The sequence below is a fragment of the Mycobacterium sp. E136 genome, from assembly GCF_001666865.1.
In the GTDB taxonomy this organism is placed as follows: domain Bacteria; phylum Actinomycetota; class Actinomycetes; order Mycobacteriales; family Mycobacteriaceae; genus Mycobacterium.
This window is the reverse complement of the sequence record NZ_LZJE01000218.1, coordinates 1-23051: the sequence shown is the minus strand read 5'-3', so window position 1 is coordinate 23051 and position 23051 is coordinate 1. Positions and strand designations below refer to the sequence as shown.

Below are 23051 nucleotides of genomic sequence, written 5' to 3'. Positions count from 1 at the left end.
CGTGATGATCACTCGAGTCCTGGTCGCCAACCGCGGCGAGATCGCCCGGCGGGTGTTCGCGACGTGCAGGCGGCTCGGCATAGGGACGGTCGCCGTCTACACCGATCCCGACGAGCACTCCCCGCATGTGGGCGAGGCAGATGCGCGGCTCCGCCTGCAGGGTCGCAGCGGATACCTCGACGCCGATCAGCTGATCGCTGCGGCGCGGGCATCGGGCGCCGATGCCGTCCATCCCGGTTACGGGTTCCTGTCGGAGAACGCCGAATTCGCGAGTGCGGTGCGCGACGCGGGCTTGACGTGGATCGGTCCACCCCCCGCGGCGGTGGCCGCGATGGGCAGCAAGATCGAGGCGAAGAAGATGATGGCCGCCGCGGGCGTACCGGTCCTCGACGAGCTGGACCCCGAGAGCGTGACCGCCGACCAACTGCCCGTGCTGATCAAGGCGTCCGCGGGAGGCGGCGGCCGCGGAATGCGTGTCGTGCGTGAGCTGTCGCAGTTGTCGACCCAGGTCGAGGCCGCGCGCCGGGAGGCGGCTTCCGCATTCGGCGACCCGACGGTGTTCTGCGAGCGCTACCTGGCCAGTGGCCACCACGTCGAGGTTCAGGTGCTTGCCGACGAGCACGACACCGTCTGGGCGGTCGGCGAACGTGAGTGCTCGATCCAGCGGCGCCATCAGAAGATCATCGAAGAGGCGCCCTCGCCGCTCGTCGAGCGCACACCGGGCATGCGCGCCAAGCTTTTCGATGCCGCGCGGCTGGCCGCGACCGCCATCGGCTACACCGGTGCGGGCACGGTCGAGTTCATGGCGGACGCTTCCGGGGACTTCTACTTTCTCGAGATGAACACCCGATTGCAGGTCGAACACCCCGTCACCGAGGAAACCACGGGCCTGGATCTCGTTGAGCTGCAGCTGCGGGTCGCCGACGGCGGCAGGCTCGACGCGGAGCCGCCGCCGTCACGGGGGCACGCGATCGAGGCCCGCCTCTACGCCGAGGATCCAGCGAAGGATTGGCAGCCGCAGGCCGGCACCGTGCACCGGTTCGAGGTCCCGGCCAACGTCCGGGTGGATTCCGGAATCGTCGACGGCTCGACCGTGTCCATCTTCTACGACCCGATGCTGGCCAAGGTGATCTCCGCTGCGCCCAGCCGGCGGCAGGCGGCTGCCGTACTCGCGGACGCGTTGACGCGCAGCCGCATTCACGGTGTGTGCACCAACCGTGACCTGCTGGTCAACGTGTTGCGGCATCCGGCGTTCGTCGACGGTGCGACCGACACCGCGTTCTTCGACACGCACGGCCTCGCCGCGTTGGCCGCACCGCTCACCGACACTCGCACGGTCGCATTGTCCGCGGTGGCCGCCGCGCTCGCCGATGCGGCCCAGAACCGCGGTGATGCTGCGGCATTCGCGGCCGCTCCCAGCGGGTGGCGCAATCTGACATCGGGTCACCAGGTCAAGCGGTACACGGACGCCGCGGGGGCCGAACATGAGGTCCGCTACCGGTTCACTCGGTCGGGCCTCGAGTTGCCCGACCACGACGGCGTATCGCTCATCTCCGCGACTCCGACCCGTGTCGTGTTGACCGTGACGGGTGTCGACCGGCCGTTCGAGGTGGCGCGGTATGGCCACGACGTTTTCGTCGACACCCCTACGGGCTCAGTGCATCTCATTGCGGTACCGCGTTTCGGTGATCCCGATGACGCGGTCGCGCACGGTTCGCTGCTGGCGCCGATGCCTGGTTCGGTGCTGCGTGTGGGCGCGGCCGTCGGCGACACCGTCACCGCGGGCCAACCGCTGGTGTGGCTGGAGGCGATGAAGATGGAGCACACCATCACCGCGCCCAGCGACGGTGTGCTCGCCGAACTCAATGTCGAGCCCGGCCAACAGGTCGACGTCGGCTTCGTCATAGCCCGAGTCCTCGCCCAAGCCGAAGGAGAGCAGTGAGCAGTTTCGTCGAGACCGAAGAGCAACAGGCGTTACGCAAGTCGGTCGCCGCCATGGCCGCGAACTTCGGTCAGGACTACTACCTGGAGAAGGCCCGCGCCGATCAGCACACCGACGAATTGTGGTCGGAAGCAGGAAAACTCGGCTTCATCGGGGTGAACCTGCCCGAGGAGTACGGCGGCGGCGGCGCGGGAATGTACGAGCTGTCCATCGTGATGGAGGAGATGGCGGCGGCTGGATGCCCGCTGTTGCTGATGGTGGTCTCCCCCGCGATCAACGGCACCATCATCGCGAAGTTCGGCACCAAGGACCAGAAGAAGCGTTGGCTGCCGGGTATCGCCGACGGTTCGATCACGATGGCGTTCGCGATCACCGAACCCGATGCGGGCTCCAACAGCCACCGCATCACCACCACCGCGCGGCGTGACGGCGGCGACTGGATCCTGTCGGGTCAGAAGGTGTACATCTCGGGCGTCGACCAGGCCCAGGCCGTGCTCGTCGTTGGTCGGACGGAAGACCACAAGACCGGCAACCTCAAGCCCGCACTGTTCATCGTTCCCACCGACACCAAGGGTTTGCACTGGACCAAGATCGAGATGGAGCTGGTCAGCCCGGAAAACCAGTTCCAGCTCTTCCTCGACGAGGTCCGGCTCCCGGCCGACGCCCTGGTCGGCTCCGAGGACGCCGCGATAGCGCAGCTGTTCGCCGGTCTGAATCCCGAGCGGATCATGGGCGCGGCCAGCGCGGTCGGCATGGGCCGGTTCGCGATCGACAAGGCCGTCGACTACGTCAAGTCGCGGCAGGTGTGGAAGACACCGATCGGCGCCCACCAAGGGCTTTCGCATCCGTTGGCGCAGAACCACATCGAGATCGAGCTGGCGAAGCTGATGATGCAGAAGGCGGCCTGGCTGTACGACACCGGTGACGACATCGGCGCCGCCGAGGCCGCGAACATGGCCAAGTACGCCGCGGGCGAGGCGTCGGTGCGCGCGGTCGATCAGGCGGTGCAGTCGTTGGGCGGCAACGGGCTCACCAAGGAGTACGGCATCGCCGCCGCGGTGACGGCGTCGAAGCTCGCCCGCATCGCGCCGGTCAGCAGGGAGATGATCCTCAACTTCGTCGCGCAGACCTCGCTCGGGCTGCCCCGGTCGTACTGATGGACACCTTCGTCAGGTACACCGTCGACGGGTCGGTCGTCCGGCTGACCCTCGACTCGCCCGCCAATCGCAACGCGTTGTCGACCGCGCTGGTCGAACAGCTGCACCAGGGCTTCACCGACGCCGTCGCCGATCCGGGCGTGCGGGTCGTCGTGCTCGGCCACACGGGCGGAACATTCTGCGCCGGTGCCGACCTGAGCGAGGCGGCGGGCCGCGAGCCGGGTGAGCTGGCAGTCGACCGCGCCCGCGAGATGACCCGTCTGCTGCGCCGCATCCTCGAGCTGCCGATGCCGGTCATCGGCGCCATCGACGGGCACGTCCGCGCCGGCGGCCTCGGCCTCGTCGGTGCGTGCGACATCGTGGTCGCCGGACGACAGAGCACGTTCGCGCTGACCGAGGCGCGCATCGGCGTCGCGCCGTCGATCATCTCGCTCACCCTGTTGCCGAGAATGACCAGCCGCGCGGCGAGCCGCTATTTCGTCACCGGTGAGAAATTCTCGGCCGCGGAGGCCGCCGAGATGGGTCTGGTCACGATCGCCTGCGACGACGTCGATGCCGGCGTCGCCGAGTTGACCGCGGCGATCGCCAAGGCATCGCCGCAGGGACTGGCGACGTCCAAAGCGTTGGTCACCGCGCCCATCTTGGAGTCCTTCGACCGGCATGCCGAGGAACTCACCGCGCAGTCCGCCGAGTTGTTCGTCTCCGAAGAGGCCCGCGAGGGCATGCTCGCGTTCCTGGAGAAGCGCGCGCCGAGGTGGGTGGCGGTCTGATGACACGCACGGTTCTCGTCACCGGTGCCACGGGCACGCTGGGCCATCGCGTCGTGCCCGAAGCGATCGCAGCGGGCCACGAGGTGCGGGCGCTGAGCCGTAGGAGCCACGTGGGATACACCGGCGTGCACTGGGCGCAGGCAGACCTGTTGACGGGGACCGGGCTGGACGCCGCCGTCGAGGGCATCGAGGTCGTGATCAACTGCGCGACGCAGCCGACCGGCGACAAGGACGTCACCGCGATGCGCAATCTCGTCGAATCGGCTCGGCGGGCCGGCGTCGCTCACATCGTGCACGTGTCGATCGTCGGCATCGACCGCATCCCGCTGCCTTACTACCGCACCAAGCTGCGCGCCGAACAGGTTCTGGAATCGTCGGGGATCGGCCACACCGTGCTGCGTGCGACTCAGTTCCACGACCTGATCCGCACCATCTTCGCGCTGCAGAGGTACTCGCCGGTGCTGTGGGCCTTCCGCGGGGTGCGCTTCCAGCCGATCGACACGGCCGACGTCGCAGCACGGCTGGTCGAATTGGCCGACGCCGCACCCGCCGGGCGAGCGCCCGCCATCGGCGGTCCGGCGGTGCACACCCATGCGGACCTGGCACGCATGTACCTCGAGGCATCGGGGAGCCGGCGCCGAGTGCTCGCGCTACCCGTTCCGGGGCGGATCGGACGGGAGCTCAGAGCGGGCGCCAACCTGGTCCCGCAGAACCGCGTCGGCTCGGTCGGCTTCGCCGAGTTCCTGGCATCCCGGCAATAAGTTTGGCCATCTACATTCTTCGCCGTAGCGAGTCAGGGCACAGTTTGGCGTACTTGCTTGCATGTGCCACGGTTCGTCGTACGCTCGTATCCGATGAGCAATCCAGCGTCGCGGAGCCGTTCGATGCGTGCTGCTGACACCGATCGAATCCAGGTGGCACAGCTGCTCACTGACGCCGCCGCACAGGGCCGGCTTCAACTCAACGAGTATGAGGACCGGCTGACCAGGGCATATGCCGCGCAGACCTACGACGAGCTGGACCGGTTGTCCGCGGATCTGCCGGGTGCGATCACCCGGGGACGCAGCGGCGGCCCGTGCCGGCCCGCGCCGTCGACGATGCTGCTGGCGATCATGAGCGGCTTCGAGCGCCGCGGCCGCTGGAACGTGCCCAGACGGATGACGACATTCGCTCTTTTTGGCGGCGGTGTGCTGGATTTGCGGTACGCCGACTTCACGTCGCCGGAGGTGGAAATCCACTCGTATTCGATCTTCGGCGGTCAGACCATCCTGATCCCGCCGGAGGTCAACGTCGACCTTCGCGGTGTCGGCGTGATGGGGAGCTTCGACCACTCCGTCGAGGGCGAGGGCTCACCCGGGGCGCCGTGCGTGTGCATCCGCGGCTTCTCCCTGTGGGGCCGCGTCGGCGTCAAGCGCAAGAAGCGTAAGTCCGCCTAGCATCCTTGCTCAGCGGCGTCGGCGCGATCGCAGATAGTCGCCGACGACCGCGGCGCCCAGCCCGTCGAGGTCCGGCACCACCACGCGCCCCTCGACCCGGCGCGCCACCTGATCGATGAACCGCGCCAGCCCCGGGTCGTTGCCGAGCCGGAAGATCGTCACCTGCGCCCCCAACGCGGCGACCTCATCGAAGCCCTTCACCGTGTGGGCGATCGTCCGCGGATGCGGCGGATAGTCGAAGAACACAGCAGAACGGGCGTCGTCGTTCGCCGAACTCTCGAGGTGCGCCGTCGGCTCGCCGTCGGTGACGACAAGCACCACCGGCTGGGCATTGGGGTGACGGCGCAGGTGCCGCCCGGCCAACGCCAGCGCGTGGTGCAGGTTGGTGCCCTGCTCGTACACGCCCTCCAGGCCGGTGAGTTCGGCGGCGGTCACGGTCCGTGCGTAGCGGCCGAACGCGATGATCTGCAGCGCGTCGGACCGGAAGCGCGTGCAGACGAGATGGTTGAGCGCCAGCGCGGTGCGCTTCATCGGCAACCACCGGTTCTCCATCACCATCGAGAACGAGGTGTCGACCAGCAACGCGACCGCCGCCTGGGTCCGCGTCTCCGTCTCCGAGATCTCGACGTCCTCCACCGTGATGCGAATCGGACGCTCGGCGACGCCGGTCCCGGCCTGACGCAGCACCGCGTTGGTGAGGGTGCGCGTCACGTTCCATGGTTCGGTGTCACCGAATGCCCACGGCCGGGTCGCGCCCGTCAGCTCACCCGCCGCGCCGGCGCGGCGAGTGTCGCGCTCCCCGTGCCGTCCCGAAAGCTGTTGCGCCACATCCCGTAATGCGGTCTGCCCGAGCTGGCGCATCGCCTTGGGCGACAGGCGCCACTGCCCGTCGGATCCGCGGTCCAGAAAACCCTGGTCCATCAGGGCCCGCTCGAGCTCGGCCAGCGTGCGCGCATCGACTGCGGCGTCCTCGCCCAGCTGGCGGGCCAGCATGTCGAGGTCGACGTCCTCCATCGTGGCGCCGGCGTAGCTCTGCGACAGCGCCTCGGCCAGCTGCTCCAGTTCGGCGATGTCGGCCATCGCCTGCGCGCCCTCCCCCATGCCCAGCGGATTGTCGCCGGAGAAGTTCGACGAGCCGGTCCAGTCTTCACCGGGCCGTGCGGCCTGCAGGTGGGCGTCGAGGCGGTTCAGCGCGTTCATCAGCGACGGCGAGCCGAATGCCTGCTGCGCCAACGAATCCAGCTCGGCGCGCTGCTCCGCGCTCAGGCTGTTGCGAAACCGCTGAGCGGCCGCAGCGCGCTGCGCCAGGGAGTCCAGCAGTTCGTCGACGTTGCGCGGGTTCTCCGGGAAGAACTCGCCGTGCTTGTTCATGAAGTTCTCGAAGTCTTCTTGGGTGTCTTCGCCTTTGGCGTGCTTGTCGAGCAAGTCGTTGAGGTCGTCGAGCATCTCGTTGACACGTTGACGGTCCTCGTCGGTGGCGTTCTCCAGCGCCTCCTTCATCCCGGCGAAGCGCTGGTCGAGCATCTCACGACCGAGCAGATCCTTGATCTGGTCGTACTTCTCGCGCCCCTCGGGGCTGCGCCACTCGTAGTCGGCGAGTTCCTGCACGGCTTTGGCTGGTGACGGCGGCAGGTTCTCGATGCGCATCTCCTGAAACCGCGCGTCATCGTCGAGCGCACGGGCCAACTCTTTGCGCTCGGCCAGCACCGCATCGTCGAGGAGCTTCTTAATTTCGGCCAGCGTGCCGTCGAGGTTGTTGCGCTGCAACAACTCCCGGCGACGACGATTGGCTTCGGCGGCGAGCTTGTCGGCGCCGCGCATGTTTTTGGTGCCGCGGCGCAACATCTCCGACAGCGCCCGCCGCGGCGAGCTGCCCTCCATCACATCCTGACCGATCTGCTCGAGCGCCTCGCGCAGGTCGATCGGGGGCGCCAGCGGGTCGGGCCCGCCGGTGTATCGCGAATACCGCGAGACGTGTCTAGCCATAAGTCGTTTCGCCCTCGTCCGACACCTTGTCGATCCGCTTCGCCAGATACAGCGCCTCGAGCGCCAGCTCGACCGCGGCGGCCCGCTGTCCGTCGGTCGTCGCATCGAGCCGCTTCTGGATCTCGGCGATCGCGGGCACCTCGGGAACCGCGGCCAGCACGTCGCGGGCCGAGACCCGCTCTCCGGTCGTGACGGCCGAACCGTTCTCGATCGCGACCACCAGCGGTCCTACGTCGATACCGCCCAGCAGCCGCTGCGCGGTGTCGGCGGTGGCCCGGCGCAGCAGATGCTCGAGCACCGCCTGCTCGCGGCCCTCCTCGCCGGTCTCGAACTCGAGCTTGCCGCGCAGCACGTCGACGACCGAGCCCAGATCGACCACGCGGGCCACCGACTCCTGCTCCCCGAGCACCGCAGACCGGTGACGGGCGGCCGCCGCGACGGTCTCGGCCCCGGCGATCGCGAAGCGCGCCGAGACCCCGGAGCGCTGGTCGATCGAGCGCGACTCACGCAGATAGCGCGCAAACCGGGCCAGCACCTGGATCAGGTACTCGGGAACCTCGGCGGCAAGGTGCGCTTCCTGCGTTATGACGCCGACCTCCGCATCGAGCTCCAGCGGATAGTGCGTGCGGATCTCGGCACCGAACCGGTCCTTGAGCGGCGTGATGATCCGGCCGCGGTTGGTGTAGTCCTCCGGATTGGCGCTGGCCACGACGAGCACGTCGAGCGGCAGCCGCAACGTGTAGCCGCGCACCTGGATGTCGCGCTCCTCCATCACGTTGAGCATCGAGACCTGGATGCGCTCGGCGAGGTCCGGCAGCTCGTTGATCGCGACGATGCCGCGGTGCGCCCTCGGGATCAGCCCGTAGGCGATGGTTTCCGGATCGCCGAGGCTGCGGCCCTCGGCCACCTTGATGGGGTCGATGTCGCCGACCAGGTCGGCCACGCTCGTGTCGGGGGTGGCCAGCTTCTCGGTGTAGCGCTCGCTACGGTGCCGCCAGGCGATCGGCAGATCGTCACCCGAGTCGGCCACACGCCGGATCGACTCGGGGGTGATCGGGCTGTACGGGTGCTCACCCAACTCCGAGCCGGCGATCACCGGCGTCCACTCGTCGAGCAGGCCGGTCAGCGCGCGCAGCAGGCGCGTCTTGCCCTGGCCGCGTTCGCCGAGCAGCACGACGTCGTGGCCGGCGATCAGCGCCCGCTCGAGCTGCGGAATGACGGTGTCCTCGAAGCCGAGAATCCCGGGCCACGCGTCACGTCCCTCCGCCAACGCGGCCAGCAGATTTTCCCGGATTTCTTGCTTGACGCCCCGTTCGCGATGGCCGGAGGCCCTCAGCTCGCCGACGGTGCGGGGTAGATCTTGGGGTTGAGTCACCACTCCACGCTACGACTTGTCCCGCGACGGTGCGTGTCCCCCGATGGTCGACGCCGTTGTTTCGTCAGATTTTCCGCACGCTGGCGGCAGCTCAACCCGCCGACGGCGGCAACAGCTGGAACCCGTCGAGAATGGCCGTGCTGTCCCGTTGATACGTCGGGTCATCGGGATCGAGCGTCTGGGCGGTGACGCTGACCGCGAAGGTCTTGCCCTCGGCACGCATCACCGCGCCGAGTGCGACGGCCGGATGCGGCGCCACGTTCCCCATCGTCGGCATGCGGTAGTCGAACATCCTGGCGGGCATCCTGCACAGCGTGCGCTCGCTGACACGGACATCCGTCGCGCCGATGCCCGATTCGAGCGCATCGCGCATGTTGGTGAACACCAGGTTGGCGTCCTGCGCCCCCGGCGCGCTCTCCAGGGTGACCACGACGTTCGGGGTGAATCCCTGCGACGTGAGCTCGTCGTTGCGCATGGCGAAGCGGATCAGTTCCGAATCCATCAGCGTGGTCCGCTCCCATCCCGGGGGCGTGGGGATCTTCATCACCGGCTCGTTGTCGTTCCTGGCCGGAATCGTCGTCAGCGGCTCGTCGACGGTTTCGCACTGTGACGAGTCGGCCCCGCCGGAGTCGGCCGCCGCGATCAGGTCGGCCCCGGCGACCGCGCGGGCATCGTCGACGACCCTGGTGCACGAGACAATCAGGACCGTCGTCGCCGCCAACACGAGCGTTACGGCACGCGACGCAGAAACCATGGTGTGCAACATAACGGCCTCCGGCCGTCTTAGGCCGAGTTCAGTCAGACATCAGTGCGCGAAGTGACGCGCACCGGTGAGGTACAGCGAGATACCCGCTCTGGCAGCGGCTTCGGTGACCTGATCGTCGCGGACGGAACCGCCCGGGTGGACGATCGCCTTCACGCCGCCTTCGGTCAGCACCTCCAGGCCGTCGGGGAACGGGAAGAACGCGTCGGAGGCGGCGACGGCGCCGTGTACCCGGTCGCCGGCCCGCTGCACCGCGAGCCTTGCCGCGTCGACGCGGTTCACCTGGCCCATACCAACGCCGACGGTGGCGCCGTCCGCGGCGACGACGATCGCGTTCGACTTCACCGCCCGGCACACGCGCCACGCGAACTTCAGGTCCGCCAGTGTCGCGGGATCGGCCGGCTCACCGGTGGCCAGCGTCCAGTTGAGCGGATCGTCGCCGTCGGCGGTGAACTCGTCGCGCTGCTGAACCAACAGCCCACCGCTGATCTGGCGGAACTCGGTGCCGCCGGGTTGTGGCTCGGAGGCCACCAGCACCCGGATGTTCTTCTTTCGGGTCAGCACCTCCACGGCGCCGGGTTCGTAGGCAGGCGCGATGATCACCTCGGTGAAGATGTCGGCGACGGTCTCGGCCATTTCGACCGATACCGCCGTGTTGGCCGCGATCACCCCGCCGAACGCCGACAGCGGATCGCATTCGTGGGCTTTGCGGTGCGCGTCCGCAACGGACTGCGACGAGATCGCGATGCCACAGGGGTTGGCGTGCTTGATGATCGCCACGCAAATCTCGGAGTGGTCGAAGGCGGCCCGCCATGCGGCGTCGGCGTCGGTGTAGTTGTTGTAGGACATCTCCTTGCCGTGCAACTGCTCGGCCTGCGCCAGGCCCGGCCACGCGGCGTCGTTGCGATAGAGCGCCGCCTGCTGATGCGGGTTCTCGCCGTACCGCAGCACGGCGCTGCGCTGCCACGTGGCGCCGACCCAGCCCGGCAGGGGACTCTCCGACCGCTCCGGCGCCAGCACCGAACCCATCCAGGACGCGACGGCGACGTCGTACTCCGCGGTGTGCCGAAACGCTAGCGACGCCAGCCTCTTTCGTTCATCGAGGGTGAATCCGCCCGCGCGGACCGCGGCGAGCACGCCGTCGTATCCCAGCGGGTCGACGACCACTGCGACGCTTGGGTGGTTCTTCGCGGCGGCCCGCACCATGGAGGGGCCGCCGATGTCGATCTGCTCGACGCATTCGTCGATGGTCGCGCCTGAGGCGACGGTCTCGGCGAACGGATACAGGTTGACCACGACGAGCTCGAACGCCTCGACGCCCAGCTCGCTCAGGGCCGAGACGTGTTCGGGTTTGCGCTGATCGGCGAGCAGGCCGGCGTGCACATGCGGGTGCAGCGTCTTGACGCGCCCGTCGAGCACCTCGGGGAAGCCGGTGACCTCTTCCACCGGGGTCACCGGGACACCTGCTGCGGCAATGGTTTTCGCTGTCGACCCGGTGGATACAATGCTGACGCCCGCCTCGTGCAGGCCGCGGGCCAAATCGGCGAGGCCCGTCTTGTCGTAGACGCTGATCAGCGCCCGCCGAATCGGCCGCTTGCCCTCGGTCATCCCAATGTCGCCTTTCGTCCGGTCCAGGTCACGCCGCGGACTGCCACCGCGGCAAGTACTTCCGCCAGAAGTCGCCGCTCGACGACTTTGATCCGTTCGTGCAGCGTCGCCTCGTCGTCGTCGTCGAGGACGGGTACCGCCTCTTGCGCCAACACCGGCCCGGTGTCGGTTCCCGCGTCGACCAGATGCACGCTGCAGCCGGTCACCTTGACGCCGTACGCGAGCGCGTCGGCCACCGCGTGCGCGCCGGGGAAGGCGGGCAGCAACGCGGGGTGCGTGTTGATGATGTGGCCCATGAACCGCGAAAGAAAATGCGGTCCAAGGATTTTCATGAATCCCGCGGATACGATCAGGTCGGGCTCATGCGCAGCGGTGGCCTCGGTGATCGCGACGTCCCACGCCTCCCGGTCGGAATAGTCGCGCAGCCGCACGCTGTAGGAGGGAACCGAGGCGGCCGAGGCGATGTCGACCGCCGGGCAGTCGCGGTCGACACCGACGGCGACGATCGATGCGGGGTACTCGCCCGCAGTGGCATCCAACAGCGAACGCAGCAGCGAACCGGTGCCCGACGCCAGCACGACGACCCGTGCAGGAACCTTCGGCGGTACGCGGAGGGGTTGCTGCACGCCTGGCAGCCTAATGGGTGCCCGGCGGGCCGTCGTCGTCCGCCATGAAGTGCTCTTCGGGGTCCTCGACGACGTCGTTCGGGTTCGGCCGCGGCTCGACCCGACCGGCGGCTTCGGTGTCCGGCGCACCAGCGGGCTCTTCGTCGGCGGGCCCGGGTTCGACGTCCTCGGGTTCGACGTCCTCGGGCTCGGGCTCCACGATTTCGACGTCTACTGGCTCGACGTCCCCGGGTCCGACGTCCTCGGGTTCGGGCTCCCCGTCGGCGTCGTCGTAGTCCTCGACGTGATCCTCGAGGATGGCCTTGGGGACCCTCGGCCTTCGGGCAACGCCGCCCGCCATCACCACGGTCAGCGCACCGATTCCGGCGAACCACAGGAAGACCGCGGGCCCGAACGTCGCCTGGTCCACTCCGACGTCGCCGAAGTTGCCCAGCCGCCCACCGCCGGCATAGCCGAGCAGGGCCATGGTGAGCGCCGCCAGAGCGGACGCGACGAGGAGCTTGGCCAGCGCCTGGCCGAGTGGAACGGGGCGTCGCGCACACTGCTGCCCCACCGCCACCGCCGCGGCCGCCGCGACGATGAGCAGCGCCACCCACACCGGCCCCAGTGGCGGCGTCGGCACCGCCGCCAGGATCGGCAGTGCCGGGATGTCGCCGCCGAACACCGTGAACGAACTGAAGGTCGCGAGCCCGACGTGCGCGCTGGACCCGACCGCCACCGCCGCCGTGCCGACCAGCACATTCGGGATGTACAGCACCGATAGCACCGTCAGGCTCAGCTGACCGAACATCGAGTCGGTGATCGAGTAGAGATCATGCATCGTCGACCAGTGCACGACCGTCGATCCGGCCATCACCACGCCGGAGAGCCCCGCCAACGCGAGCACGCCCGCGGCCGCGGCGCGGAACGCGTCCGGCAGCCAGGCGGGCAGCGAAGCGTCGGCCATCAGCCGCCTGCCCAGGCGGGAGCCGACGCCCACCGCCGCACCGATCGCGTGCACGACGAGCACGCCGCCGAAGGCACGTAATGCGTGCGGGGTCTGGAGCTGGGTGAGCACCGAAGCGGCGTCGTGAACCACGGCCAGCGCGATCGCGGCGATCAACAACGGCCCGCCCAGCGCCGAGGCAACCACCCAGCGCGTCACGAACCACGAACCGTTCGGGCTGGTGGCGGCGGCCGTCGTACGCGCGGTGCCCCACACCATCGCGAGGGCGGGCAGCAACGGCATCACGCCGAGCTCGGCGCCGCCGATCGACACCGGCACCAGGTGCACGCCGAGCCACATGCTGGCGATCGCGCCGAGCGCGCCGGTCATGTCGCTGTTCGCGATCAGCAGTTGCAGCAGCACGACAGCCGCGATGATGACGAGCGCCACCAACGACGGCCCGAACGCGACCCGAAGGAGCTCACGCGCCTGGCGTGCGCCGACTGGCCGTTGATCCACTGGTTGAGCCGCTCCTCAGTCAGGCTGCCGTGCTGCGGTGACGCACGCGCGGCTCAGACTACTGGCTCACCTCAGGAAGGCGGCGGACCCGACTCCGAGGAGGGCGACGGTTGCGCCGGAGTCTGAGTCGTCGGCTGAGACGACGGCGGCTGGCCGTACGCGGGGAACCCGGTCGGCGGTGTCGGGGGGCCCTGCTGGCCCTGCTGGCCTTGCTGGTGGCCCTGTTGCGGCGCTCCCGGGAAACCGCCGGTCGACGGACCGCCCGGATAACCGCCCGGATACGTCGACGGATATCCCGCCCGGTGCTGCTGCTGGGGTCCGCCGTGATGCTGCTGGCCTTGCTGGCCGTAATACGGGCCCGGGGAGCCGTACTGCTGTCCGTAGGACTGGTCGTACTTCGGCCGCGGCGCGGGCGGGGTGATGATGCCCGACTCGAACAGCAGTGCTGCCACCGCGATGATCGCCTGGAACAGCGAGAAGGCGATGATCAGGTACAGGCCCCAGTCGATCGCGGCGCCGCTCGGGCGGTTGATCACCTCGGCGATGATGAGCAGGAACGCGGCGACCGCGAGCACTGCGTACACCGCCGTCGACGCGCCGTGTCTCGGCAACAGCGTCGTCCCGGCCAGCAGCCCGGCGACGAGCGATGTCGCGACGGCGAGCACCAGACCGAACGAGCTTCCGCTGATGCTGCCCAGCCCCGGGAAGTCGGACGCGGAGATGGTGAACAGCGGCGCGAAGCTCGACAAGTACACCGCCAGGCCCAGCAGAGCCACGGCGATGGCCAGATACGTCGGCAGCTTGTTCGCGGCGTCGGTCGTCGACGGCGACGCCTCCGGCGCCCTGCCGAACTGCTGCGTCGGCGCGGAGAACTGGGTGGTCGGCTGCTGCGCGGGCGGGTATCCGGGGCTGCCGGGCGGTCCTTGCGGGTACGACATGACCTCTCCTGTGCTCGGGCGGGCTTTGAAAACCACGCTAGCGCACAGCGGTCATGCCGAGACCAGCACCGGTTCGCCCACGCTGTCCTGTTCGGACCGTTCGATTTCGCGGACCAGCGGCAACACCTTCGCGCCGAAGTACTCGATCTCTTCTTGAAAGTGCAGGAACCCGCCGAGGATCAGATCGACACCGCGTTTGCGGTACGCCGCAATGCGTTCGGCGATCTGCTCGGGCGTGCCGATCAACTGCGTGCGGAACCCGTCGTTGTACTGCACCAGGTCCTCGAACGTCGAATCGGCCCACATACCGCGTTTGTCCCCGGTCGAGTTGCCCGCCTGCTGCACCGCGGCGCGGAACCCGTCGACGGCCGGCTTGTTGGCCTTGGCGATGATCTCGCGCAGGACGTCTTTCGCTTCTTTTTCGGTGTCGCGGGCGATGATGAATCCGTTGAGCCCGAACCGGACTTCGCGGCCCGCCCCGCGAGCGTGCTCACGCACGTCCACGATCTGCTCGGTCACCCCGTCGAAGTCCTTGCCGTTGGAGAAATACCAGTCGGCGTACAGGCCGCCGTTGCGCCGTGCCGCGGTCGAGTTGCCGCCCTGGAACAACTCGGGGTTGGGACGCTCCGGAGTGTTGAGCGGTTTGGGTTTGAGCGTGAAGTCGTGGATGCGATAGAAGTCGCCGCGGAAATCGACGTCGTCCTCGGTCCAGATCTTGCGCAACACCTGCAGGAACTCGGCGCTGCGGCGGTAGCGCTCATCGTGCTCGAGCCACGGTTCGCCCAGGTGGGTGAACTCGTCCTTGAACCAGCCCGACACCACGTTGACCGCGAAGCGACCGTTGCTGAGATGGTCGGCGGTGGCGCCCAGCTTGGCCAGCACCGCCGGCTGCCACAGCCCCGGATGCACCGCCGCGATCACCTTCAGCTTCTGCGTGGCCAGCAACAACGCCAGCGAGAAGCTCGTCGATTCGTGTTGGTACTCAGCGCCGTAGCTCGCTTCGTAGCGCACCTGGCTCAGCGCGTATTCGAACCCGTTGTTCTCCGCGGTCTGCGCCAGCTTGGCGTTGTACTCGTAGTTCCAATCGGTGCGCTGCTCGATATCGCTCGTCACCAGCCCACCACTGACGTTGGGCACCCAGTAGGCGAACTTCACATGATCGGCAATGCGTTCGGTCGTCATGGTCTGACATGACAGCAGCGCGGGCCTCGCACGTCGCCGGTATCAATCACGTTGAAGGAAACGCGCCCCGCCCTGCGGGCACTCGCCCAGCAAGTCCGTCGCGAGCATGATCCTGCCGAGGGCCACCCATGCGGCACCGTAGTAGGTCGGATAGCGCTGCAGCAACGCCGAGGCCTGGTCGAGGCGCGCCGCCGCCGCGTCCGCCTCTCCTGCGGCGGTCTCGGTGGCGGCGGCGCTGACGAGTGCCAGGGGATGCTGCCACTCTCCGGCGGTCGACCCGTCGAGATTGCGCACCGCAGGCGGGTTCCCGGGCGCCGCGATCTGCTCGCGCATCGATGCCGCGAGAGCACGGTCATCGGCATCACAGGACTCAGCGAAGCGGACGGGAAGGCGTGCGGCATCCAGGCCGAAATTCACGGGTCCTCCGCCGGGCGGTTCGATCGGCGTCGCATGGCCGGCCGGGTTCACGGCCGCCCAGTCCGGCGGCAGCCGGTCCACGCCGACCAACTGCCAGCTCAGCGTTCGCTGGGTGCGGCTGATCTCGAGCCACCTCCGGTCACCGGAGGCCCGGAAGAGTTCGTCCTCGGCGCGAGGGCTGAAGTAACCCGGGTCGATCGCGTGCGGGGGCGTGGTCGCCCAGTTGCCCGCGACCGTCGTCAGGCCACCACCGACGAGCCACTGCCCCGGCGGAGCCACGTCGCCCGGCGGCGGCGCGGCGGAGCCGACCGGGACTGTTTCGGCCCGCATGACATCGGCGCCCAGCCGCTTACCGGCGTCGACCAACTCCTGCGCATCGAACCGGCCGCCCGCGAGCACCAGGGCGCGCGCCGCGTCGAGGTCGGCGTCGGTGGCGCTGTTGGCGTCGACCACCCTGCCGTCCGCCCACCGCCAGGACAGAAGCCCGTCGGGGCGGCGCAGCTGTGATTTCGTCCAGTCCCAGATCGATCGGAACCGGTCCTCGTCGTTCAGCGCGGCGGCGATCAACATGCCGTACGCCTGGCCTTCGCTGACCACGTCGCCGCCCTCGTCACGGCGTACCACGCGTCCGTCGTCTTCGACGTAGCGGTCGAGGAAGTCTTGTCCGGCCTGGCGAGCGGCCGCCTGTCGCATGGTGCCGATGTCGGTTTGCGAGACGCGCGGATCCGCCGCGTGTGCGACGCCCCACCCGCCGGCCACCACGGTCACCACCATCAGGACCTTCACGGCCACCGTGCGTAAGCGAATCACTGTCGACTCCTTCGGGCTCGTACGGCCAGCACCACGGCGCCCGCGATCACGGCTGTACACAGCACGAGCGGGATCGCCTGCTGCCGTGGGTCGTTGACCCCGACGGGTTTCGACGGCGTCTTGTCCGGCGGCAGTTCGGCCGCGGGGATCGCCACGTCGGGCGGGTCGAGCGGCGCCGACTCGGCGGGCACATCGCGCACCTGACGAAGGTCCGGCCCGTCGGGCCCGTCCGTGAGCACGAGCGTCGTGGGCGCGCCGTCGGCGAGTACAACGGGCCGCCGGAATTCTCTGCCGTCGACGGTGATCACTGCCTCGTGAGCACCCGGCGGCTGAGGGAGGTAGCCGGTGATCAGACCGTAGGAAGCGTTGTCCGCCAGCACGGTTGGTTCGGACGCGGCCGAGGTCAGCGCCAGCTTGACCGGGCCGGTCGCCCCGGCGGCGTGCATCAGTCGGACCGTCGGCTCGGGCGAAGGCCCACCGTCGGGCGCGAGCTGCGCGGCCACCTCCGACGACTCCGCAGCGGAGAACAATCCCAGCGTGTACGAGGCACCCGGTGAGACCGTGAAGGCCTGGCGCATCTTCACGGTGCCGGTGCGCTCCTCAACCGTAGTCATCACATAAGTGCCAGCGGCGATGCTGCGGTACTCGGTGGGATTCGGCCTGTCGCCCAACGAAATCGAGCCGCCGGGACCGCCATCGATGCGCACGAATTCCACGCGGTCCGGCTCCGAGCCCCGTCGCATGTCGCTCACCCGGACCGAGCCCGCACCTTCGGGCACCGGCGCTGCGTTTCCGCCGAGACCGATGTTCGTTGCCTTGGCGGGAAAACGGACCGTCAGCCGTCCGTCGCGCAGGGCGACCGACTCGACCGCGAAGGGGCTCTCCTGCCGGTCGAGGAAGGCGGCGACTGTCCGCAGCCGCTCCGGTGAACCACCGATCGTGAATTCCCTTTCGGGTGTTCCGGCGGTCCGCTCCGCGGAGATAGAGGTGACGCCCTCGAGGGCGACGGGCTGCGTCGCGGTGATCACCGCCAGCGCGGCGACGACACGCTGATCGACGGTGGCCGACTGCAGGGTTGCGACCGCGTCGGGATCCGATCCGGCATTCAGGCGCGCGGCCACCTGTACCCCGAACGCCGGTGCCGCCGGTTGCGCGGGACTCGATGCCTGCGCGCCGTCGTCGACGCGGAGCACGTCGACCTTCTTGCCACCGTCCCCGAACGTGGCCACCGGATGCGCATGTGCGATCGCATCGGTCAGCACACCCTGATCGGGCATGTCGGCTCGCATCGACGGCGTCGACACGACCCAGTCGTAATCGGCCCAGCCGGCGGGTGCCAGCTTCTGGACCTGTTCGTCGGTGTCCACCTTGTACGACCACACCACGTTGTGGCGGTCGCGGCCCTCCCGCAGAAGGTCGACCCAGAGCGCGTCGTCGACGATGAGCCGGTCCTTCCTGGAGACGTTCTGCGAAATCCACTGCTGCGCCCGCTGTAACGACGCATCGTCATTGCTCGCCAACACCTGCCCGTGGCCCGGAAGCCAGAGCGCGACCACCATCGAAACGCCGAAGGCAGCGGCCAGGCTCGACGCTGTACGCCGCCAACCGCCGGTCCTCACGGGCTGCGGTCCGCTGCGCTTCAGGCGGCTGACGGCTTCTTGTGCCAGTCCGGCCGCCAGCATCGCGGTCAGCGGCAGCGTTGCGATCACGAACGGCACGGGCAGGTAACCCGGTCGGACCACCATGACAACCAGGATCAGCAGCCCGGCCGCATACGGCCGCAGACGCTCGATCAGCAGAGCGGCCAGTGCAATCGGCGCGGTGAGCAGCGGAAGCACCGGATCCAGGCGCAACCACTCATCGATCGTGTGCCGCTTCAGCGAGTCCGGATCGCCCAGCGCTCCTCCGGATTCGCGTTGCCACAGCTGGAACTTGATGCCGTCCCACAGGCTCACGTGGCCCGGGCCTGGCACGAGTTCACCCCGAATGACGGCCATCACGACGTAGGTACTGACCACCAGGACGGAGACCGCGCCGAAGACCGCCAACGCGTACCGTCGGGTCGCGGGCACGGTCTTGCACCACACCAGCCATGCCACCATCGGCACCAGCAGCAGCATGGTCTCCTTCGTCAGCACCGCGACGCCGAAACAGGCCGCCGCGCCGAACATCGCCGAAAGCCGGTGGCGCGGTGAGCAGATCAGGACCAGCGCACCAAGGACCCACGCCACGGCCAGGTTGTCCAGATAGACGGAGCGGCCGAGGGAGATCGCGAGCGGCGAGAGGGCGAAGATCGTCACGGCCAGCGTGGCTGCCCAGCGGGACAGGCCGACGCGACGTGCCAGTAACCACAGCAGCCCGGCAGTGAGCACCGCGACGAGAACCATCAGGAAGCGGCCCGCGACAACGGCATTGCCACCGAAACCCGGGCCGGTGATCACCATCCACGCCGCCAGCTGCAGCCAGCCGGCGGGCGGGTGGTCGTACCAATAGGTGTAGTGCGCGAGCTCACCCCATTGCACGACCGCGAAAGCCTGTGCGACATAGGTGCCTTCGTCATCGAGCCGGGTCGGGGAACCCGTGATGTTGATCGCGCGCAACACGGCGGTCAGCGCCATCAACGCGACGACGATAGGAATCGAGGGGTTGAGTCGAATCGATCGAATCATGCCGCGATCCGCTCTTCTCGACCGACCGCGCGGTGAGCGTTGGCGTGCTCGGTCTTCTCCCAACCGCCTTGTCCGCGGCTCTGCCGCCACGCCGACCGCACCGCCGCGGCCGCGAGCAGCAGCTGGTACGGAAAGGCGCCGAGCACCAGGCGGACGTGGTCCCAGAGCCGAATACGCACGCCGAACTCCTTGCCGAACTCACCGAGCGCGGCGGCCTCGACGGCCACGGTGACCATCGTCGGCACCAGCGGCAGAAATGTCAGCAGGGTCAGCGGCACGGGAACCTTGAGGACGAACATGCACACGATGGCGATAGGGACCAACGCGCCCGTGGCGGCCTGCAGGAACGGCATCGCCAGCGTGTAACGGGCAAGCAGGCGTTGGCGCCGAGTCGGCAGCTTGCGCCATTCGCCCTTCTGATAGACCTGCATGAAGCCCTGGTCCCAGCGCGTGCGTTGTTTGACCAGCGCCCGAACCGAGCCCGGTGTCTCCTCGCGGGTGACCACACGGGGGTCATAGGCCACCGCGACGCGCGCGCCGCGGGTGGAGAGCCGAACGCCGATCTCACAGTCCTCGGCCAGGCAGTTGCGATCCCATCCGCCGACGGCTCGCAACAGCGCGGTTCGCGCGAACACGGTGTTGCCGCCCAGCGGAATGAACCGCTGTTCGGCGTGGAAGTGAAGACGGGAGCGGAACCAGAAGTAGTACTCCAGGCAGTTGCGCAGCGACCACCAACTGGTGCGCACGTTCATCAACTGCACGCCCGACTGGACGACGTCGGCGCCCGACTCTTCGAATCGGGCCTCGACCAGCCGCAGCAGGCTCGGATGGACGTCGTCCTCCGCGTCGAACACGCCGACGACCTCACCGCGGCAGACCGGCAACGCGGTGTTGAGCGCCTTGGGCTTGTTCTTCGGGATGTTGTCGTCGATGACGACGCGGACGGTGCGCCGATGCCGCGCGGCCGCCGCCCGGGCCACACGCTCGGTCTCGGGATCGTCGTGTCCGATGATGACGATCACTTCGTAAGCGGGGTGATCGAGCCGGGCCAACGCATCGATGGTGTCGCCGAGGACATCCTGCTCATGGCGGGCGGGCAGCAACAGTGAGAACGACCACGGCCGGTGGGCCGAGCGACGGCGAAAACCTGTCCCGGACAACGCTTCTGGGCTGTGCCATGCGTGCAGCATCCACCACAGCGTCGTCGCGGCGATCACGAACAAAAGCAACGACACCGACCCCATCACGACAAACAACACGATGTCGGCCAGGCTCAGCGGGTCGTTGCGGTGCGGCGGCGGCAGCGGTGCCGCCTGACCGTCATCGCCGGAGGCGGCTTGCACGCCGTCCGCCTGAGGCAACGCGCCACCCGACGCGCCGACGGAGCGGCTGTCCGGCTGGGCGGGCGCGGGCCCCGACTGGGTCACCGCGGTGTCGCCGGCAGGCACCGACGGCGGCCCACCGGATTCGTCGTCGCCGCCGAACCAATGGCCACCGAAGACCACGAACGCGGCGAATATCAACACGACGGCGCCGAACGCGGCGCCGCCACGGGTTATGCGGGGCATTTTCTCGCCTAAAGTCTGGCGACACCTGCGCCCATCGCAACCTCGACGGGAGGTGCCGCTGCGTACTGAGAACCGGCACGGCGAACACCTCTGAACCAGCTCTCTCGTGCATCTCGAACAAGAGCGCTATCTCTGTGCATGTCGCCCCGGCGCATGCGCCCGTTACGCGCAGTGCGTCACGTCGCCGTCGAAAGAGTTTGCGAAACAAGGTAATTGACGCGGGAACAAGTGATTTCAAGCGTTCGCGTTAGACCTGTTCAACCCGCAATTGCGACGCGATGAGGAGGCACCGGCCCCGTCGGCCAGCGGGCCTCGAAACGCCGGTGCGGCCGATCAATGAGAGCCGAAATGGACCCATGCTTGCCCCTTAGACTGAAACACGTTCTAATTCTGGGCATGGACTACGGGCTCGTTCTGTTCACCAGCGATCGCGGAATAACCCCCGCTGCGGCTGCCAAGCTGGCCGATGACCACGGATTCACCACGTTCTACGTGCCCGAACACACGCACATCCCGATCAAACGGCAGGCCGCGCATCCCACGACGGGCGATGAGTCGCTGCCCGACGACCGCTATATGCGCACGCTCGATCCCTGGGTGAGCCTCGGCACGGCTGCGGCAGTGACCTCGCGGGTCCGGCTGTCGACCGCGGTGGCGCTGCCGGTGGAGCACGACCCGATCACGCTGGCGAAGTCGATCGCCACGCTCGACCATCTGTCGGGTGGCCGCGTGAGCCTCGGGGTCGGCTTCGGCTGGAACACCGACGAGCTCGCCGACCACAACGTCCCGCCGGGCCGCAGGCGCACCATGTTGCGCGAATATCTGGAAGCGATGCGGGCGCTGTGGACCCAGGAGGAGGCGTCGTACGAGGGCGAGTTCGTCAACTTCGGTCCCAGCTGGGCGTGGCCCAAGCCCGTCCAATCTCACATCCCGGTATTGGTCGGCGCCGCGGGCACCGAGAAGAACTTCAAGTGGATCGCCCGCTCGGCGGACGGCTGGATCACCACCCCACGCGACTTCGACATCGACGAACCCGTCAAGCTGCTACAGGACACCTGGGCGGCCGCTGGACGCGACGGCGCACCGCAGATCGTCGCCCTCGATTTCAAGCCCGATCCCGAAAAGCTCGCCCGCTGGGCCGATCTCGGTGTCACCGAAGTGCTCTTCGGCCTCCCTGACAAGTCCGCCGACGACGTCGCCGCCTATGTCGAACGGTTGGCAGGCAAGCTGGCCGCATCGGTCTGATCAGGGCTCACCGAAGCCCGCTTCGGCGAGCACCCGCTGTCCCCCCTCGCCGGTCACCGCGTCGACGAAGTCCAGAGCGAGGTCGCGGTGCACCGAGTCCTTCAGTGGGGCAATCGGATAGACGTTGACCACGTCGGCGCCTTCAGGAATGGGCACCGCGGTGACACGCGCACCCGCTTCCCGCGCGTCGGTGACGTAGACGATTCCGGCGTCGGCCTGACCGCTCGTCACCTTGTTCAGCACGTCGGTGACCGACGACTCCTCGCTGACCGGCGACAGCTCGACACCGGCGGCTTGTTCGACCTTCCGTGTCGCCGACCCGCACGGGACCGCCGGGGCGCAGACGACGACGCTGATGCCAGGCCGGGTCAGATCACGAATCGTGTTGACGTTCCCCGGGTTTCCCGACGCCACTGCGATCGTCAGCGTGTTCGATGCGAAGTTCACCGGGGTGCCGGCGAGCAGCCCCGCCGTGGCGACCTTGTCCATGTTGGCGGTGTCCGCGGAGGCGAACACATCGGCCTGTGCACCCTGCGTCAGCTGGGTGGCGAGGTCCGAGGACCCGGCGAAGGAGAACTCCACCCGGGTCCCGGGGTGGTCCCGTTCGAACTGCGCACCGATCTCGGTGAACGTCGCCCTCAGCGACGCAGCGGCGAACACCATCAGCGAATCAGCCGCCGGCTCTTTCGCGCAGCCGACGGCCAACGTGAGAACGAGTGCGGTTAGAAGGGAGAGCGCTCTCACGGCTGGCACTCCTGCGCTCAGGCCAAACTCGCGCGGTTGACCTTCTCATCCGGGCGCACGGTGATCGCCGCGCCCAGCGGGTCGCCGTCGGACATCAACGCGACGAGCTCCTCGTTCTCGGAGATCGCCAGGAACCGCGAGTTGTCCGAATCGAGCCTGCCGACGATGATTCCGGTGCGGACCGGCCAGTCATAGCGCACCGAATAGGTCTCGATGGTCGCGCGCCCTTCCGGACGCTCGGTCACCGGAACCACCGGGAGTGCCGCGACGTCGGCGCTGAGGCGTTTGCTGTCATCGGTGCGCCAGTCGACCGGCCGCGTCGAATAGATGCCGACGGAATACTTGCTCATCGTGCCGCCGTTGGCGCCAAC

General features: G+C 68.4%; 19 protein-coding genes. 6 read left to right on the top strand and 13 right to left on the bottom strand.

Annotated elements, in window-relative coordinates; genetic code table 11:
• Positions 1-4 precede the first annotated feature (4 nt).
• The 5 genes from A5698_RS14490 (at position 5) to A5698_RS14470 (ending at position 5305) form a co-directional block, all read left to right on the top strand.
• Positions 5-1942: an ATP-binding protein gene (locus A5698_RS14490; RefSeq protein ID WP_068298082.1), complete on the top strand. Its 1938-nt coding sequence runs from the start codon at positions 5-7 to the stop codon at positions 1940-1942.
• Entirely contained in the window at positions 1939-3099 is a 1161-nt protein-coding gene (locus tag A5698_RS14485; RefSeq protein ID WP_068298015.1) for an acyl-CoA dehydrogenase family protein, read from the top strand. Before A5698_RS14490 ends, A5698_RS14485 begins: the two co-directional genes overlap by 4 nt.
• Positions 3099-3869, top strand: a complete 771-nt coding sequence (locus A5698_RS14480) for an enoyl-CoA hydratase family protein (RefSeq protein ID WP_068298010.1) — start codon at positions 3099-3101, stop codon at positions 3867-3869. The genes A5698_RS14485 and A5698_RS14480 overlap by 1 nt, the downstream gene beginning before the upstream one ends.
• Complete coding sequence (locus A5698_RS14475) at positions 3869-4630, top strand: SDR family oxidoreductase (RefSeq protein ID WP_068298079.1); 762 nt, start codon at positions 3869-3871, stop codon at positions 4628-4630. Before A5698_RS14480 ends, A5698_RS14475 begins: the two co-directional genes overlap by 1 nt.
• Positions 4631-4723: 93 nt before the next feature.
• Positions 4724-5305, top strand: coding sequence for a DUF1707 SHOCT-like domain-containing protein (locus A5698_RS14470; RefSeq protein ID WP_068298007.1), 582 nt, complete (start codon positions 4724-4726; stop codon positions 5303-5305).
• A gap of 9 nt (positions 5306-5314) precedes the next feature.
• Here the strand turns inward: A5698_RS14470 and A5698_RS14465 are convergent, their stop codons facing one another.
• The 11 genes from A5698_RS14465 to A5698_RS14415 all read right to left on the bottom strand — a co-directional run bounded on the left by A5698_RS14465 (position 5315) and on the right by A5698_RS14415 (position 20691).
• Positions 5315-7291: a vWA domain-containing protein gene (locus tag A5698_RS14465; protein ID WP_068298004.1), complete on the bottom strand. Its 1977-nt coding sequence runs from the start codon at positions 7289-7291 to the stop codon at positions 5315-5317.
• Complete coding sequence (locus A5698_RS14460) at positions 7284-8666, bottom strand: sigma 54-interacting transcriptional regulator (protein WP_067087201.1); 1383 nt, start codon at positions 8664-8666, stop codon at positions 7284-7286. Before A5698_RS14460 ends, A5698_RS14465 begins: the two co-directional genes overlap by 8 nt.
• 91 nt (positions 8667-8757) lie before the next feature.
• Positions 8758-9420, bottom strand: coding sequence for a hypothetical protein (locus tag A5698_RS14455; protein ID WP_068298076.1), 663 nt, complete (start codon positions 9418-9420; stop codon positions 8758-8760).
• Positions 9421-9471: 51 nt separating this feature from the next.
• Entirely contained in the window at positions 9472-11037 is a 1566-nt protein-coding gene (gene purH / locus A5698_RS14450) for a bifunctional phosphoribosylaminoimidazolecarboxamide formyltransferase/IMP cyclohydrolase (RefSeq protein ID WP_068298001.1), read from the bottom strand.
• Complete coding sequence (purN, locus tag A5698_RS14445) at positions 11034-11663, bottom strand: phosphoribosylglycinamide formyltransferase (protein ID WP_068297998.1); 630 nt, start codon at positions 11661-11663, stop codon at positions 11034-11036. Before purN ends, purH begins: the two co-directional genes overlap by 4 nt.
• A 10-nt stretch (positions 11664-11673) precedes the next feature.
• On the bottom strand, positions 11674-13107 hold the full coding sequence (locus tag A5698_RS14440; protein WP_068297995.1) for a cell division protein PerM: 1434 nt from the start codon (positions 13105-13107) through the stop codon (positions 11674-11676).
• 71 nt (positions 13108-13178) lie between these two features.
• Positions 13179-14045, bottom strand: coding sequence for a DUF5336 domain-containing protein (locus tag A5698_RS14435; protein ID WP_068297992.1), 867 nt, complete (start codon positions 14043-14045; stop codon positions 13179-13181).
• A gap of 51 nt (positions 14046-14096) precedes the next feature.
• Positions 14097-15227 (bottom strand): dimethylsulfone monooxygenase SfnG, encoded by a 1131-nt coding sequence (sfnG, locus tag A5698_RS14430; RefSeq protein WP_068297989.1) that lies wholly within the window; start codon positions 15225-15227, stop codon positions 14097-14099.
• 42 nt (positions 15228-15269) lie between these two features.
• A complete protein-coding gene (locus A5698_RS14425; RefSeq protein ID WP_231967406.1) occupies positions 15270-16454 on the bottom strand; it encodes a glycosyl hydrolase family 8 in 1185 nt (394 codons plus the stop codon).
• Positions 16451-19123: a glycosyltransferase family 39 protein gene (locus A5698_RS14420; protein WP_068297986.1), complete on the bottom strand. Its 2673-nt coding sequence runs from the start codon at positions 19121-19123 to the stop codon at positions 16451-16453. Before A5698_RS14420 ends, A5698_RS14425 begins: the two co-directional genes overlap by 4 nt.
• Complete coding sequence (locus A5698_RS14415; protein ID WP_231967405.1) at positions 19120-20691, bottom strand: glycosyltransferase; 1572 nt, start codon at positions 20689-20691, stop codon at positions 19120-19122. Before A5698_RS14415 ends, A5698_RS14420 begins: the two co-directional genes overlap by 4 nt.
• Positions 20692-21087: 396 nt before the next feature.
• Between A5698_RS14415 and A5698_RS14410 the strand changes: the two genes are divergently transcribed.
• Entirely contained in the window at positions 21088-21936 is an 849-nt protein-coding gene (locus tag A5698_RS14410) for an LLM class F420-dependent oxidoreductase (protein WP_067087063.1), read from the top strand.
• Here the strand turns inward: A5698_RS14410 and modA are convergent, their stop codons facing one another.
• Both modA and A5698_RS14400 read right to left on the bottom strand, forming a co-directional pair.
• Entirely contained in the window at positions 21937-22689 is a 753-nt protein-coding gene (gene modA, locus A5698_RS14405) for a molybdate ABC transporter substrate-binding protein (protein WP_068297982.1), read from the bottom strand.
• A gap of 8 nt (positions 22690-22697) precedes the next feature.
• The coding region (locus tag A5698_RS14400; RefSeq protein ID WP_502688927.1) for a TLP1 C-terminal extension domain-containing protein at positions 22698-23051 on the bottom strand (354 nt) is incomplete at its 5' end.

Excerpts from the sequence above, each read along its gene's own strand:
- A5698_RS14490 (WP_068298082.1), top strand. The coding sequence starts at position 5 with ATGATCACTCGAGTCCTGGTCGCCAACCGCGGCGAGATCGCCCGGCGG.
- A5698_RS14480 (WP_068298010.1), top strand. The coding sequence starts at position 3,099 with ATGGACACCTTCGTCAGGTACACCGTCGACGGGTCGGTCGTCCGGCTG.
- A5698_RS14475 (WP_068298079.1), top strand. The coding sequence starts at position 3,869 with ATGACACGCACGGTTCTCGTCACCGGTGCCACGGGCACGCTGGGCCAT.
- A5698_RS14470 (WP_068298007.1), top strand. The coding sequence starts at position 4,724 with ATGAGCAATCCAGCGTCGCGGAGCCGTTCGATGCGTGCTGCTGACACC.
- A5698_RS14465 (WP_068298004.1), bottom strand. The coding sequence starts at position 7,291 with ATGGCTAGACACGTCTCGCGGTATTCGCGATACACCGGCGGGCCCGAC.
- A5698_RS14455 (WP_068298076.1), bottom strand. The coding sequence starts at position 9,420 with ATGGTTTCTGCGTCGCGTGCCGTAACGCTCGTGTTGGCGGCGACGACG.
- purH (WP_068298001.1), bottom strand. The coding sequence starts at position 11,037 with ATGACCGAGGGCAAGCGGCCGATTCGGCGGGCGCTGATCAGCGTCTAC.
- A5698_RS14435 (WP_068297992.1), bottom strand. The coding sequence starts at position 14,045 with ATGTCGTACCCGCAAGGACCGCCCGGCAGCCCCGGATACCCGCCCGCG.
- sfnG (WP_068297989.1), bottom strand. The coding sequence starts at position 15,227 with ATGACGACCGAACGCATTGCCGATCATGTGAAGTTCGCCTACTGGGTG.
- A5698_RS14420 (WP_068297986.1), bottom strand. The coding sequence starts at position 19,123 with ATGATTCGATCGATTCGACTCAACCCCTCGATTCCTATCGTCGTCGCG.
- A5698_RS14415 (WP_231967405.1), bottom strand. The coding sequence starts at position 20,691 with ATGCCCCGCATAACCCGTGGCGGCGCCGCGTTCGGCGCCGTCGTGTTG.
- A5698_RS14410 (WP_067087063.1), top strand. The coding sequence starts at position 21,088 with ATGGACTACGGGCTCGTTCTGTTCACCAGCGATCGCGGAATAACCCCC.